The sequence below is a fragment of the Agrobacterium sp. S7/73 genome (assembly GCF_019355535.1).
Lineage (GTDB): Bacteria > Pseudomonadota > Alphaproteobacteria > Rhizobiales > Rhizobiaceae > Agrobacterium > Agrobacterium tumefaciens.
In genome coordinates this window covers 25,191-40,875 of sequence record NZ_CP072137.1, presented here as the reverse complement: position 1 = coordinate 40,875, position 15,685 = coordinate 25,191, and the positions used below count along the sequence as shown (strand labels likewise).

8 protein-coding genes are annotated in these 15,685 nt (G+C 57.9%); 3 read left to right on the top strand and 5 right to left on the bottom strand.

All coding sequences use genetic code 11. The features are described 5' to 3' along the window. Positions 1–84 precede the first annotated feature (84 nt). Positions 85–687 (bottom strand): hypothetical protein, encoded by a 603-nt coding sequence (locus tag J5276_RS15245; RefSeq protein ID WP_219256718.1) that lies wholly within the window; start codon positions 685–687, stop codon positions 85–87. 111 nt (positions 688–798) lie between these two features. Here J5276_RS15245 and J5276_RS15240 point away from each other — a divergent pair, with 111 nt between their 5' ends. Next, positions 799–5,874 (top strand): hypothetical protein, encoded by a 5,076-nt coding sequence (locus J5276_RS15240; RefSeq protein WP_219256716.1) that lies wholly within the window; start codon positions 799–801, stop codon positions 5,872–5,874. A gap of 45 nt (positions 5,875–5,919) precedes the next feature. Continuing rightward, positions 5,920–6,234 (top strand): hypothetical protein, encoded by a 315-nt coding sequence (locus tag J5276_RS15235; protein ID WP_209159573.1) that lies wholly within the window; start codon positions 5,920–5,922, stop codon positions 6,232–6,234. Between the two features lie 52 nt (positions 6,235–6,286). Here J5276_RS15235 and J5276_RS15230 read toward each other — a convergent pair whose 3' ends face one another. From J5276_RS15230 to J5276_RS30790, 4 genes are all read right to left on the bottom strand, one after another. After that, positions 6,287–6,511: an integrase core domain-containing protein gene (locus J5276_RS15230; RefSeq protein WP_209159572.1), complete on the bottom strand. Its 225-nt coding sequence runs from the start codon at positions 6,509–6,511 to the stop codon at positions 6,287–6,289. Next, positions 6,508–6,774 (bottom strand): DDE-type integrase/transposase/recombinase, encoded by a 267-nt coding sequence (locus J5276_RS15225; RefSeq protein WP_209159571.1) that lies wholly within the window; start codon positions 6,772–6,774, stop codon positions 6,508–6,510. Before J5276_RS15225 ends, J5276_RS15230 begins: the two co-directional genes overlap by 4 nt. A gap of 303 nt (positions 6,775–7,077) precedes the next feature. Further along, on the bottom strand, positions 7,078–7,440 hold the full coding sequence (locus J5276_RS15220; RefSeq protein ID WP_209159570.1) for a transposase: 363 nt from the start codon (positions 7,438–7,440) through the stop codon (positions 7,078–7,080). A 14-nt stretch (positions 7,441–7,454) separates the two neighbouring features. After that, positions 7,455–7,595, bottom strand: coding sequence for a transposase (locus J5276_RS30790; protein ID WP_370647623.1), 141 nt, complete (start codon positions 7,593–7,595; stop codon positions 7,455–7,457). Between the two features lie 221 nt (positions 7,596–7,816). Between J5276_RS30790 and J5276_RS15210 the strand changes: the two genes are divergently transcribed. Beyond that, positions 7,817–15,448 carry a CHC2 zinc finger domain-containing protein gene (locus tag J5276_RS15210; protein ID WP_209159569.1) on the top strand — a complete coding sequence of 2,544 codons (7,632 nt, stop codon included), beginning with the start codon at positions 7,817–7,819 and terminating at the stop codon, positions 15,446–15,448. Positions 15,449–15,685 lie beyond the last annotated feature (237 nt).

Here is a 15,685-nt window from a genome sequence, read left to right as displayed (position 1 = left end):
ATTATGGCAAAACCCTATATTTCGATATCGCATTTTCATCCGGCCTTGCTTGGTGGCACGACCCCACCACCCGACGACTATAGTTTAGACGCGTCGGCGACATTCGTCATCGTCCAGCCCTTCCTGCTTGCGGGGCATCCAGACGCGATTTCGGCTGTCGACTATGTCCAGAACTGGTCGGCCGACCGTCTTGCAGGAGAGGGATTTGGTATCATCGACGCGACGATCGGCCAAGCACTGCAGGCGGGATCGATCACGGCACTGCCGGTCCCTTTCCCGAGCAAGACACGACTGTCGCTTATGATCGACGGCCGGACAAGCTCCGGCGCAATGTTCCCAACCTGGCGCGACGAGCGCGTTATCGGCGGCACGACTCCCTTCGGCAATGCGGTCACTGCCTTCGACCAGCTTGGTACCGGCCTCGCCGACGGTTGGCCAGGATTTGCGATCCTCTCGCAAGCCGTCCCGTTGGTCGTAAACTATGCCGATCTCGACGGACAGGTCAGCGACGGGCCGCAAAAGCGCAGTGTGGAAAACGCGCTGCTTGGTCTCTTTTCCGAAATGGTCAGCCTTTGGTCGCGGGAAGCGCCGCAGCTGCCCGACAGCGATGCCAGAAAACAGATCTGGACTGAGCTTATTGAGCCGAATTACGCTACCCATCCGATCAGCGATCAGGCGTGGTGGCATCACTTTCTCCACAGCGTCGACGCCAATGGCGTAAGACCTGTCGACTGGGCTTATACACAGCTGATCGGCGGACTCGCATCCGGACCATTTGTAGGCTCACCTACAGTCTCGTTGCCGCGCTATCGCTGGGCGGCCGATGTTCTGGCCAGTGCATACGGCCTTTTTCTGGACGAGGACAAGGAAGCTGGGCGCTCGTATCTGGAGACGCTTTGGTTTCATCTTAAGGAGATAGCAAAGCGCACCCCGGAAGAACTTGATGCTACGCTGCAGCGGCTGTTTGGGTTCGGCGAACGACTGGCCTGGCCTAAATCACGCCTTACCGAAGCACCCGAATATGCCAAGCGTTTCATGACGCTGCAACCGCAACTCTCAGACAATCGTAACCACCCTGATGGGTTGGAACCCGACGAGTGGTTCGTGACGAACATGGTCTCGTTGATGGGGCAGGTGTTCCGGATTACGCCTTTCGATCCGGCCGATCCGCCGGTGCGGCTTGATCGCGCCGAACTGACGATCGCCGGCAATCCGCTGCCAGTATCTGCCGGCCTTGCAACCGCGTTCAATAGCTACTTCGAAGCGATAGCGCGGGACGCAATGGCGGCAACACCGGTGAGCGTTGCGCTAGCGCCAGGACCCGAACGAGGGGCTCAGAGCGATAATCCCGGCGAGCCGTCGCGGCTGACACTGCTTGCGGCCCGTAAGGCGCCGCTTGTGGCGCTCGCCGCGGATGCGGCGCCGCCCGCGCGCTTCTTGCAGGCTGTTCCCGAAGCACTTCTGGATGTCGTCGATCCGCTGGCGCGGTTCGACGATGGGGCGGCCGGGACCTTGCCCGGCCGCTCACCACCGCGACGCGGGCTGTTTGCCCACGACCTTGCTGCACCACTTTCCGCCGGGGCGTTATTGTGGCAAAGGCGGGCTGCGGAGGTGGCCAATATCCAAGTGACTGGGGCGGGCGCGGCATTGGCTTATGCGCTGCGCTTCCCGGAGTCGCTTCACTCCGACGAGGCACATATCGCCGCATACCTTCCCGCAATCGCCGCCGGTGATACCGGATACAACGCATTCCTGTGGATTCCGACCGTTGACGGTCAGCAGAGCCCGCAGCCTGCAGTCGAATTTCGATTGGAAGTCGCCAACATTGCCGTCGATGCTTCCGGCGAACTCCTTCTGATGGATCCGGATCCCGCGGTGGATGGATCCTTAACCCAGGTACTTGGCAGGCGCCCGCAATTGCCGGGTGGCAGCAAGGATCCAAAGGTTACCGTCGTGCTTTCCTCGAACGGAAGAAGCGAACCGTTCGACCTCGTGGAACAGGTATCAGACAAGCATCAGATCGTGCTCGCAGTCGCGCCATTGACGCGCCTTGGTCTGTCGGCAGACCGGTTGGCGACATCGCTTGCAGCCACTTGGTCCGTTCCATTTGAGGCCATCGGGCCTCGCAAGGACGGCGCGCCAACCCCGCTCGTCGATCAAGTTGCCAACACCGACAAGCTCCGGCTCACGCTGTTCGGGCCACGCAACGGGTTTAAGCGGCCGCTTTCAATCCCCGATGCTCTGCTCCCATTGCCTCCCGGATCTGCCGTTGGCACTGCGACTGTTTCCGACCGCCCTTGGGATCGTAGTGGTACAACTCATCAGAACGGACCGCAGAATTTTTATTGGCTCGGAGAATATTTTGACCAAACCAAGGACGCAGGTGAGTTGCACGAGGCGACACGCTTCGAGACTTGGGTCAGGGCGGGGCAGGGCTTTTCGGCTGGGGGCTATTTCGAGCATCAGTATGGCTACCGTATCACCGTACCGGAATTTTCACTGGACCTGAGACGCACTACGGATATCGTCAATCCGGCACAGGTCAATTTTGGAAGCTTCACCGCCACCGACAAATCTCAAGCGGAGCGGTTGCCATTGATCGAGGCAACCGAGATACAGCGCTTGGATATTTTTAGCCTAGTCTTTGGGTTCCGGGCGGATGCCGCGGATGCGGCGCTTCGCAACTATATCGCTGGTAAGCCAGATGACCTAAGGATCGTGTACCAGGCGTTGACGGATCTCAACGACGCGATCACCGCAGGCGGGGCGGAGGTGCTGATTGAAGAATGGGTCTTCGACAATCGCGCCGCCGTTGGCCGGGGAAATGTGGGCACACTGACCGACGGACTGCATTGCAACCAATCAACCTACTACCGCATTTCGATCCCGGCCTCGGATACACCTCTAGGCAAGGTGTTCGCTTCGTTTGACAAAGGATATGCCGACTTTAGGGCGGCGCTCGAAAATGCAGTTTCCGCAGCGGTCGACAATTATTGGGCCGTTCTTTATGAGCGATCAATTGACGACGAAGCAAAACGCGCATCGCTGTTACGGGTCGGACTGGATCTTTCACGGCCGCAGGCTGTCAGGGCCACACCGGCATGGGTCCAATCCGCCTTCATCCCAATAGCACTGACAAATCCGGAACAGGGGGCCGCCCTAGCAGACGTTGCCAAGGATGACCTTGCTGCCTATCTTTCCAACTCGCGGCTGACCGCCTCTCTTTCCTGGTCGGTGGTCGCTGGCAGTGTACGGGAGGCGGCCGTCGTGGGTCCGGCGGCGCCAACGCTCCTGCGGCCGCAGGCCCCGACCGAGCCTGTCAGCGGGGTCGTTGATCTCTTCTACATGCCGCATGCGTTCATGCTGCCGGCCGCACATCCGGCCCTTAAGGATCGCAGCGCGACCTTCGATTTCGCTGGGTTCTTGCTTGCGCTGATCGAAGACGTCCTCGCCGGTCGTCCCGTTGACGATAGGATCGACATTCGGGCTTCCCCGATCGACCGTGCGATTGCACTACGGCGCGAGCTGCACATGATGCTAGCCGGGGAGGGCGGAATTGCCGCTCGTCTAATGGGCCTCTTCGACCGCGTCGACAAGGCCGAACAAGACCCTGAGCCTGAGGCCGAGGATTCTCGACCGGCGCTGCATTGGCACGCCGGCAAGCTGCTCGACCAATTGGAAAGCTTGGCCCCAGCGTCGGAAAGGCCGCGCGCAGCAATCTGGTCGATGCTCGCGGAGCGCCCCACGCTCTACACCAGCGCCCGAGCGGTCGCGATCGTTCCCTTCAACACCGAAGTCGAGCGGTCTGGAGAAGATCCCGCCTGTCCCTTCAATCACGACACGTTCAGCCCGCAGATCCTGTCGTTGACGATCAGCAAGCTTTTGATCGGCGACGACGGAAAGGAGATCGTGGACCAGACGGCCTTCGATTCCGGCAGTCTGCGCGGCGGCCTGATTGACAAACGGATGTTCGCCTATCTGATCGATGTGCTACCAGACCGTGTTTATGACGACGCTATCGCGATCGGGCAGAATGTCTACAGCGGCATCGATCCAAACGATGATCGGGAATGGGGTCTGCGCCGCTGCATCAACGATATCGCGAAGCCGTCAGCGGATGGCGCCTCGGGGGTCGCTGTACTTCGCGGCGAGGACGCGATAGATACGCCGTCGGCGGACCAGCCGCGAGGTATCGCAGCCAATGTGGTGCATGTGTTTCCGGCCTGGCGGGTTACCGAACGCGGCGGCGCCGACACGCGGCAGCGCAACGCCTATTATCTTTTGCCCGAGCGTCGCGTGCCGCCGCTCGCCCGCAGCGTCGCGCCGAGGACACTGGCAGGCTTGGATGTATCGCGGTCACCGATAGCACTGAATTTCGCGGGCGTTGCGCCGGGGCCGGGATTGCCGATGCTCTCACCGGCGCGACAATGGCCGGCCGCCTACGGTGAGGCGACCACGATCTTGGCCGCCGTGTCCCTACCCGCTGCATCGCCTAGTGCCGGTCAGCGGCTATACCGTCGGATCCGGGCAGCGACCGGCAGCGGAAATCCTGCTGCGGCAGCGTTGCCGGCGGCGCGAGCCGAAGCTCCGGCGGCGAGAGGATGGCACCTTTTGACGACGGGCCTATCGAATTTCTTCTTTGCCATCGATCTGCAAAAATCGGATGCGACACTGGTGGAGCAGATCGACGACGATCTCTATGAGTTCGAGGTCGAGATGTGGCGCTCGGCGCCGCCGATAGAAGTGACTGCCGCGACCTCGCCCCCGCCTGAGACCGACCCTCTGTTGCAGGCATTTCGCCGATTGCGCGCTGCAGGAAGCGGCGTCAACCTTGGCGCCACGCCAACGATCTCTGCCGATGACCTGAATACAAGCCTTTCGAATTGGTTGCTTTTGCCGCCACCCGAGGGGCCTTATCTTGGCCGGTCGGTTATCGCCCGCCCGGACCAGGAACGCCACGCAAGCACGCAGCAGCCGCTGCGGCGCCGATTTCGTATCGCGCGCTCGGTTATCGACAGGGCCTGGAAAATCGTTGAAGCCAAAACCGGCGACCAAAAACGGATCGGCGCGGATATGGGCGAACTGGGGTCGATCGTCGGCTTCGAAGTACTCGCACAGACGAGGGTCGATGCCACCGATGATCCAGCCTATGATGAAATGGTCCTCGACGAACACCGCTCCGCACTTGTGCGCGTCAGTGTTCTCGACCATCCGTTCCATGTCAGCCGCGTGCGCATGCGCATCTTGCGCAATTGGATCGATATAGACGGTGACGATGAACCGGACATCAATCCTTCCTTCGTCCTGACGGCCGGCTATAGTGAATGGGCAACGGAAGGACGCAGCGCCGAGATAATCGGCGCCGACGTCCTCAACGAATATCACGTGCCTGACGCGGGCCGCGAAATTCGTGTGGTGGAGGCGGGAGCGGACCCAATCAACGCCATGGAAGACTGGCTAGACAAAATCGACAAAGCCGATCCTTTCGATGCCGGGGTGGGGCTGCCTGCCATGCTGACGGTCCCCGTCTTCCTGAACGCCGACGAACATAACGATCCCCAGTCGCTGTGGGAATGGGAATGGATGAACGATGGAGACTTGTCACTATCGGCGACGGTCAATCGAACCGCTGTCGATCTCAGTGCTCGCTACGGTAGCGATAATGCTGTGTACCCGATTGCAACGCGCGATGTCACGTCGGTACGCCAGATTTGCGCGACCGTGCCGGCCGACCAAATGGTGTCACTGTTCAGCAGATTGCTACCATCCGAGGTCCTGGCGCTCGAAATCTGGGCTCAAATCCAGTGGCGTGACGCTGAGGGCTTCCTGATTCTCGAGCTTCAGGTCCCCTTTACGTTTAAGCCCCGTCTGTAAGGGCCCTTAACGCGGGACGATCGTACATTTGGAAAGGGAAATCATATGCCAAGAGACATAACCGTGATCGTAAAGCTTGCAGGGGGATCGCGTTCGGCGGGCCTGCACGTTAAGACAGCCGACACCAGCTGGGAGAAATCCGAGAGCAACGGGGCAAATGATGTGTTCCGGACGAAACGCGGCCACTACCGCATCGTAGGAGAAACATTGGAGCTTATCGCTCCCGGATCTGGACATCGAGTCGGTAAGTTGGTGCAATTGGACCCGAGAGCCGTGACGGACGGCCGCTCAGGAAGCGGCTTGTCGGACGAGGCGGGAACGTCGGTTACCTGGAAGGTGGAGGGCATTCTTGAGCTGTGAAGATCGACTTGTGGAGTGAACCCCTCGGGCTGGACCAGCGATGCGCTTGAAACTAAGCCGCCTGCTGGGCAAGTAGGGTTTCAAATTCTGCTGGCGATAGATAGCCAAAGGCTGAGTGCAGCCGCTTGGCATTGTGACCATCTTCAATGAACCAGGGCAATCTCTCGGCGACGTCTGCGAAGGTCTCGTAACCGGCGGGATGGATATCCTCCACTTTAAGCGTCTCCATGAAGCTCTCGGCCTGAGCATTGTGATACGGGTTTCCGACCGCACTCATGGAACACCGTAGACCAGCGGCATTGAGTGCGCGGCGATTGCCCTCGCTTGCGTATTGGCATCCGCGGTCGGTGTGATAATGCAGCCAGGAGGAGGTTTTCTGTTGTCAATGGCCGAATGCAACGCTGCCAATGCCAGCGGTGTATCCAGGCGTCTCGACAGCGCGTAACCCACAACCTTGCGACTGCAGGCGTCGGGAATGACAGCAAGGTAGCAGAAGCCAACGCTGATGCGGATATACGTGAAGTCGGCCACCCAGACCATATCGGGCCGCGCCGGGATCACATTGCGATAAAGGTTCGGGTAGATCGGTGAATCGTGGTTGCTGTCGGTCGTGCGAACCTACCGCTTGCGGGGCTTAATCCCGAGGCCATTGGCTCGCATGATCCGAGCGCCACGTTTGTGGTTGACCAGATGGCCTCGTCGCTGAAGCGTGTGTTACGCGTCGATATCCGAAACAAGGCAGTTCGTCCTGGATGTCCTCGATGATTGGAACGAGCTCGCTGTCGCCGAGACTTAAAGCTTTTGCCGTTGATCGGTAATAGTAAGTGCGTCTTGGAAGATCGATCATTTTGCACCCCCGTCTGACAGAGCAGGCCGGGGACCGGTAATGATGGAGGAGCTCCCACTGTCGCCGGCGGTCCGCTGACGCGGAGTTTTTTTAACCAGGTCCAGTTCCATGGTGAGTTGGCCGACCTTGCGTTCCAGCGCCGCAATGTGGGCCTCGTACTCGGCGATAACGCTCGCCTCAGCCTCCTCATCGTTCAGTTCGCCGCGATCGAACTGCGTTAGCCACAACTGGACGAGGTTGGCCGAAACGCCGTATGTCCGCTGTGCATCACGCCGTCCGATGACGCCGTTGCGGATATCCTGGCAAAGCTGCAACTTGAACGGCATCGAATGCCGACGATATGGACCTCGGGACTTCATGAGCCTTCTCCGATTTAGGCCCGCAGAGTGTACCAGTTTTTAAGTGTCCCGTGGTCCAGCCCGAGGGGTTCACTCCACGCAACACTGACCCCGCGCTCTCGCACCAACTTCACTGCCCCAAGCTTGCGCTCGCGGCTGAATTTCCTTCGTTGCATTCATGCGCTCCAGTTTCATTGGAAACAACTTAACTCGGTGTCCACGAAACCGGCAGCAGGCCAATACGCCAATCCTGTGACGAAAATTCCTTCGGTGGAAAGTATGGGCTACAATGCTCTCGAAGATTGCATAGATCAGTTCTACCGGATAGGTATTCTGGGATGGGATTGTTGGCTAGCAAAGCTTTGCGTTAGATGAGCGAAATCGCCAGGGGGGCGGGGTGGTGGACGATTGGAAGTATCAGGTGGGTCAACTCAAAATATCAGATGTCGCCGAGCGCCTTGGAATTCAGGTGGCCGCCAGCCGGCGCTCGCCCAAAGTTGCCCTCTGTCCCTTTCATGACGACACAACGCCTTCTCTGCGGCTGTTCGAGGGCGAGAACCCACACTACCACTGTTTTAGCTGTCACGCGCATGGTGACACGGTGGAGTTGGTTAAGCAGCGCCTTGGGCTTGAGTTTGTCCCGGCCATCGATTGGTTAGCCGCGAACTTCTCTCTCGAGCTGGATCGTAAGGCTATTCGCCGATCAACCGGAAGGCAGGGAATCTACCGTCGCGCATTGGAATTTTGGCGCGCTCAGGAAGATGGCGCAACCTTGAAGAAGTTTGCGGATGCTCGGCGCTTCGAAGTTGACCAACTCCGGGATGCGGGGTTGACCATCGGCGTTGTCGGAGATTTCTTGACCACTTTACGCGGAGATCGTGAGAGTGAAGATGAGGCGATCTCTGTGGGACTTGCCCACCTAAGTGGAACGGGGGATGCGGCTATCCGCTCTACGAGCTTGTCTCCCTTCGCGCAAGGCACTCAGCTGATCATCCCACTTGCTACGCCAGCCGGTCAGGTGGTCGGCGTCATGGCACGCAAACTAGCGGGGGAGGGCCCAAAATATCGGTTCACCGCCGGTTTCAAAAAGTCTGAAATTCTGTTCGGAGCAGATCGAGTTCGACGCAGTATCGAGAAAGCAAAAAATCTAGTCGGTTCGCTCGACGCAGTCCCGGATCGCTTTGACCTATTCATTTGCGAAGGCGTATTCGACGCCCTTCGTCTTCAGAGCTTTGGTTTCGCCGCCGTTTCCTCGCTCGGTTCGAGTCTAAGCGATAAACAAGTTCAACTCCTTTCCGGTCTGTCGCGGGATGCTTCGGTGGCTGGTGCCGTTTTGAGAGTCCACCTTTTCTATGACGCCGACCAGGGGGGCCGTAGGGGCATCGCCGACAACATCCCCAGACTGCTCCGCGCAGGAGCAGAGGATGGATTCTTAGTCGATGTGGTTGGCTTCGACCGCCCAGAAGAAGAAAAGGCAGATCCAGATAGCCTTCTAATAGGGTTAAACCCTAACGAGGCCGCCGAGCTGTTGCGAGGTGCACTTACCTCGGCACTTCATGCTCTCGCCTCTGTGAGCCTGAATCAGCCATTCGCTGATACGCCCTCCATGATAGACACGTTGGATCCCAGCGGGTCAATCATGTTGCAGAATCGCTTGGCGAGACGTTTACGCGGCCTAGACTGGCAAAAAATCTGGATTCAAACTGCGCCGGATCGAACTACCCTAAATATGGATCCGGCGCTTGGGTCACCAAAGCTCTCCAGAACATTTCAGCGTCTGGCGCGAGAAGCCGAAAAATCTGGACTTCGAGATTCGATCAGCCGCTCTCTCCCAGTACCATATTCGGAACTCGCACAAAACGATGACGCTAGTCTCTTCCATGCCCTGATTTTGGCGCGAGAGTCCACCGATAGCCGGGAGTATCCCGTCGATGTTGCGGCTTGGGATCGCATCGAAGAGGCCGCGCCGTTGTTCCTGCAATTGATTGAGGATGAACTCGGCGCGGCCGACAGACCTACGCGGCCCTATCTTGCCCACTATGAGCCTAAAGATTCAGGCGCGCCTCGATTAAAGTGCGGACCGTCGCCAGAAGACGCGATTCAGCAGCAATACATTCTCACAGAACTGCTCCGTGTCAGGCCTGACAGGAGTGATATCGCGGAACGCATACCCGCCGTCCGGTACTGGTCGGACCGGCCCGATCTGGTAGTTACCGGTCTCGGCGGACCGACTTCTCCCGTGAGCTTCGGCTATCAGGTCGACATGCGAGCGCTGGAAGAGCGCCCGGACAGAACCCGGCGACGCGACATGTTTCGGCCATTCTTGGACTGCTGGAACAGTTTCATCCTTCACATCGGCCGTCGCATTGACCGGATGGAGGGGGGCTTGATCCATATCGCTCGTCTTGATGTGAAGGGCTTCTACGATCATGTACCCCGCCATGCGATCGAAGCAATATTACGGGAGTGTCTGCCCGATGTTGAAGCACTAGACGCTGCCGGTATCGCTCCATTGTTCGGAACCGCGCTGGTCGATGGAGATAGGCGGGAAGCCCTCATCAATTGGGTCCTTGAGCATAGCTTCGGTTCTCTTGAGGACGGATACACTTACGCCTGTCCGGGAAAAGGCATAGCCGTGAACCGGCAGAGTGGCTCAAAGGGGCTTCCTCAAGGTCCAGCCCTCAGCTCATACCTAGCCAACATTGTGCTTTTTGGTCTTGACGCGGAGCTTGAGCAACGCGTCAGTCTTCTTGACCAAGCGGTGCAGGTCGATGGTAACTCCAAGGCGCGTGGCGGCCTTTATGCACGCTATGTTGATGACATCATAATCGCTGCTCGAACGCCAGAGGATCTCAGAGCACTCCGTTCGAGCATTGAAGTCAGGCTTGAAAAACTCGGACTGGAACTTAACGACAAGTCCGAACATCTCGAACCAATGAGTGCGGAAGAAGCACGTAACTGGGTCGTTGAGCGGCGGGGAGCGGGATTTGTTTCCTATGGTGAAGTTGATGACCAGCCCAGTCCAGCCGCAGACGTCCGCACAGGTTGGGCCGATATACCAAGCTTAGATCGCCGAACGGCGCTAAGCCTCCTTTACTGGAGTGCCTTTGACGACCCCGAGCAAACCTCGCGGGAAGCGTTCGACGAAATGTTGACCAAAATTGCGGGCGCGGATGATCTGCGCCAATCCGACCTCGGGCACATCGCCCGGCGCATCCTACTTCGCGCGAGCCTCGAAATCCAAAATGAGGCGCCCGAAGCTACAAGGACGTCGGCGGACGCATTCGAAGCGCATGTACGTACATTGTTCGGGTGCGTGTCGACTGCGTTTGAACGGCCGCTGCGTGTTAAGACTAAAGATCGACCTGTAGCCGAGGCCTTAGCCGCAGCCAGACCATTCCTCTCTGTGCTTGCTGGGCTTGACCGGGTGATCTTGGGCAAGCCAGAGAATAACCCGACATTCTCAGCAGAGGTCCGCAATTCCATTTCCAAAGCGAAAGCTGATATTGTCTCTTGGATTTTGAACAACAATCTGCTGGATAGATTCCAGGACTTTTTTATCAAGCCTGAAGATCAGCTGATTGTCCGTAAAACGATCGGTGCTCAACTTGAGCTGCAAAGAGCTACCCTAGAAGAGCGCGCAGCGCGAGCCGTAAGACTTCGAAACGTCCAGCTTCCGGCAAACTTCAAAGTTGCGACCCGTTCGTTGGATCAAGCCCCAAATCAGAGTTCCTCGAAGAGCGTGCGGATCGGCTGGCTGCGCACCTTTGCGCCGTCTGGCTTAGCAAATCCGCAGTCCGATGATGCGAGGCTCATCTTTCACACTATCGCTGCTGAGGTCCAAACAGCGAGTGAAGACCGGGCAGTGTTGACCGACTTGGGAGAACTCCCGCCTCACGCAATCGCTGACGCGGTACTGGGAGCCGCGAACGCCGCATTAGCATCGCTGGCCTTGCCTGCGCGAGGAAGCGAGATAGCTCAGGCGTTTCTTACACTCGCCGGCTCGAAGGCGGCCCTCTCTGATGCGTTCCGGATGCGCGCTGTTGCCAGTTTCCTTGGTCTGTCCGATGGACCCAACAAAGTGCCAGCGCTTCTGGTTCGGCCGGAGCTGATCGCGACAATCGCCGATAACTCCCTTATCATTCCTCTCCCACCCATCGCAGGGCAGCCTGGGATATTCTGCTTTGACCCTGACGTCAGTGAGATACGTGCGATCATCGTAACGGGCGATACGGATCCTTTGGATCATCTCCCTCCCGAGCTGGCTTGGGAGCCTGCAGGAATGGTAAGCGGCTTGCGCACTTTCGCAGCACCTCTTCCCCAGGGGACCGAGTTCTTGCTCGATCCCCAGACCAACGACCGGGTTATCAAGTCAGACCTAGGTATGATCTCCGAGGTATTTGAGGGGCTGCTTCGTACCCAGATCAACCATGATTCCGCGTTATCTCCTCTTGTCCACGTGTTTGGTTTGATAGGCCCGGTGTCGTCGGTCGGTTCTCAAGTGGAGTCCCCCTATTTTTGCCTCTGCTGGAGACTTGAACGCGCGGCGGTTGAGCAGCTCGTCTTCGAGCGCCGGGGGAACAGCGTGGCGGTTCAGCGGTCACCCCACGCCGGCGCTGACTTGTGGAGGATCGGCCAAGCCGTTGCCGATCTCTTTGCGATCGCTGACGAGACTGACGAAGAAACAGGCATCAAAAACGATCGTGCCCGCTTGGAAGATCGCCTCAAACGAATGGCGTTCTCGCGGCTCAAGGGCCGATGGATAAATGGCGCACAGGTTGCGGCGGCTCAAGCGTCAAAGGAGACGCCCAGAGCGATTACTCGCACCGTCAACGCTTTAAAAGAAGCTGCTGAAAGCGGGGATGGTTTTGGACCGCTAGCTTTAGAATTCCTATTGTCCGGTCGGGCCATGCGTATACGGATGCAGGTTGCGTCGACAGACGCCGTCCCGGGATCATGGGCTCGGTTTCTAGAATTGCTGGGCCTGCGAACGTTGGCGAACGGAGACGATGAAGGGCTGTTCGATCAGCCAGTCGTGCAGACTGCTCTTGCCCGCCCTGTTCGAGCTCTGATACGCGCGGGTGATGCCCTGTCCGGCTTTGCAAATCGCGCCGACGTTGACCGATGCAGGCATGCTCTGGAGACGACCGCTCTGGGCTTCGAACTGGCCGCCTTTCGTAGTCAACTGCGGGACTTCGTGCTCGCATCCTTGGCCCGCATGTCAGTCCGTGACTTAGACCGCCTCTCTAACGTCCGGCCGAATCTTTCGACCTTCGGTACACCTGGTGCTGCGGTTTTAGTTGAGCCGCGATTTGCTGATTCGGATGCAGGAGAGGCTACATATGAGCTTGGTGGGCAAACTCAGTTGCTCTTTCCCACGCTTTTAGAAGCACTCGAACTACGTTCCCTACCAGGACGGGCGAAGATCGAGCGCATCTCCCTGACGGGCTGGTTGGTCATTGCATGCGTCATGACCGGAGCAATTGATTTCGAAATGGATGGGTCGGGACCGACATCCGACCAGCAGCCAAGACCATCATTCTTCGCTTTAGCGGACACACATATTGCTGAGCCGCTTAGGCGTCTGGGGTTGCATCTGCTGTCGCTCTTTGTTGATGAGCGAGACGCTGCTGACCCGGTCCATGACGCCTGGCCTTGGGAACTCGCTAGTTCGATCGATCGCCCGGCGCTTCGAGATGTGTTAGCGCGCGCGCGGGATGCATTAATCTCGCTTGCTGCCGACGTCGGTATCATCCAGAATGCCAATCCCCTACCGCTCCGATCGCTCAGGTTCGGCGACCCTCAGGTCGAATTCGTTGACGCGAACGGCGAGCAATACGCGCTGCCCTGGTGGCGTTGCAGTCTTGCGTCGACTATTAATGAGCGCATCGATCGCGTGGAGACACGCGCGGGGCCGAATAATCGTCTTGTTACGCCTTGTTCCGTTCTGACAGACACATCCGGCAATATCTTGCTCGTACAACTCGTCTCGGAAAGCCTATCGCGGATCACCGGACTCGAGAACCAACAGGAAGAAGGTGGGATAGAATACGAGGGTTCAAGTTCAGCAATTGAAAGCGAGACGACAACACCAAAAAGCGTCGATGCCGCTACGCTACCGGCACCGGTTATCTCTTCGGCGGGCCAAGTCCTGCCCCCGGCGACCTCAGAGCCAGTATTAACCCAAACAGAAGACAGGCTGGGGCAACGGATACGGAGTCAGGCACCTGAGTTCCGTCACCTGCAGCGAACAGCCTGGACCAAGCGTGGCGCCAAGTCTGGCATCGCGCAATCGGGCTATGGCCGCGTCGCGATCCTTCAGTACGATTTTGTCGACAGCTATTATCCCGAGACGACGACCCAATTCCGTCTCGGCGGAGATCAAGTCAAAAGCCCCAGAATTTTGGCTGGCGCAGTTGATTATCAACTGAGTTTCGAAGAGCATCGGCGGCGACGTGTGCTTGAGGAAGTACTGGCTTGCTGCGACAGTTTCCAAGTCGAAGCACTCGTCCTGCCAGAGTACTCTGTTCGACCGGAAACCGTGAACTGGGCGCAACAACACTGTCAACTCAAGGGGTACAAGACCTCCATATGGGCCGGCACCTTCCGGCAGCAGCACGGCTTTGAACTCGCACTTACGGCCTCCAATGACGAATTCCTTCCGGTCGCTCCCGGTGGTCGCTCGGATATACAGTCGATGGAAGCGGTTATAAGCGTCCTATTCCGGGAAACCCAAAAAGGGGCGACGCTCGCTTTCAACGGCAAAGGACTGACAAACGATGAGGCTCCCATTTATAGCCTCGCTCTTCCAGAGAATCTGAGGTACCGCAGGAAGAAGTATCCGTCCATTGGCATGTACGAGGATTTTAAGCCTTCGCGGGAGCCCTTGAGCCCTCTTATGGCGTCAAGCCGCTCACTGAACCGAATCGAGTCCTTTGTCAGTGAGTTAGTTTGCAGCGAACTGTTCGTCTTCAACGGCCCTCTAAACTGGAACAACTTCGCCCAACATCTCGATGCGAGTTGTGAGCGCTACAATATGGACGCCGAACAGTGGCTTGAGCTCATGGTGCGAGACTCAACTACGGCTGCTGCTATGTTCAGCGGACAGGACGGTCACAAACCCCGCCGAACTCTCCTATTTCTTCCCTGCGCCACCAGTCGGGACGTCGACTATCATTATTTTGCCCAAAGTGCGTATTTAGCGAGTGGAATCGTGACGGCATTTTGCAATTCTTCTCACTATCCGGCACTCGGTGGGAGTTGCTTTGTCGGTGCCAGCGGCTGGGAAACGCGGAATGCGCCGCAGATCGCCAGCCCCTACCATGGGGCTGCTCCCGGAATGCTGTCGGTCAACAACCCGAACCGAGGCGCACTAGGGCAAAAAGAGAATGCTCTTATTATCGGCGACATCCGGCCCGAGAGAACAGTTGAAGATAGGCCACGCTCACAAACGTCAGGCCCTCCGATGCGGTTGGTGGCACACATTCCGATCCTTGAAGCTCACCGTTTCGTTCCGGTCGAAGGACAATGGGATAGGCAATGGTGGCACCCCGTTAAAGCAGGTTGGCTGGATCCTAACGACGCAAAAGAGTCGCTCCTCGACCCCTCCAGACACAATTTCCTGCTCCACCAGACTTCGGCATCGTCGAGGATTGGAATTGACGAGTTTTCAGCTCGGATAGCGTCGTTTCTTCAGGTGCATGCATCCAAGAATACGGCTCAACTCAATGCCGCCGAACGTAGGGAACTTGTTGCAGCGGCGCTGTCGTTAGCCAATCTCTATCATCATTCTCCCGGAATGGCCTATCGGGCCAAGACGATGGTTTCTGGATTGCAAGCGATGCCGGAAGCCTTTCCCAGCCCGGCGCTGGTCGATTGGATGGTGGTCGATTTGGAGCTGGACGAATTCCAAGAACAGCTTACCGAGCTTAGCACTCTATCCGGGGAAATCGATGCGGATCAGCTCTCGCCAAGTCTACGGGAGGCAGCTTGGCACTGGATTGCTCCTCAAGAATTTGATGAAGGCTGAGAAGCGAACAGATAACCGGTCGAAAGCATCGAGCGGGAAAACTAGCACATCTCTTTTCCCTAACAGATGTACGAGCGGAAAAATCATCGTCATCCAAGAGGCCTAAATTATCGTGCTAATTCGCCGCATTCGTCGCACAGCCGAACTGTCTGTTTTTTGATCAAGGCAAAATTCGCCCGACCGTCCGCGAAGAGGGCGAAAAGTACTCGCTTGATAACGAACCCGAAGCTCGCGACA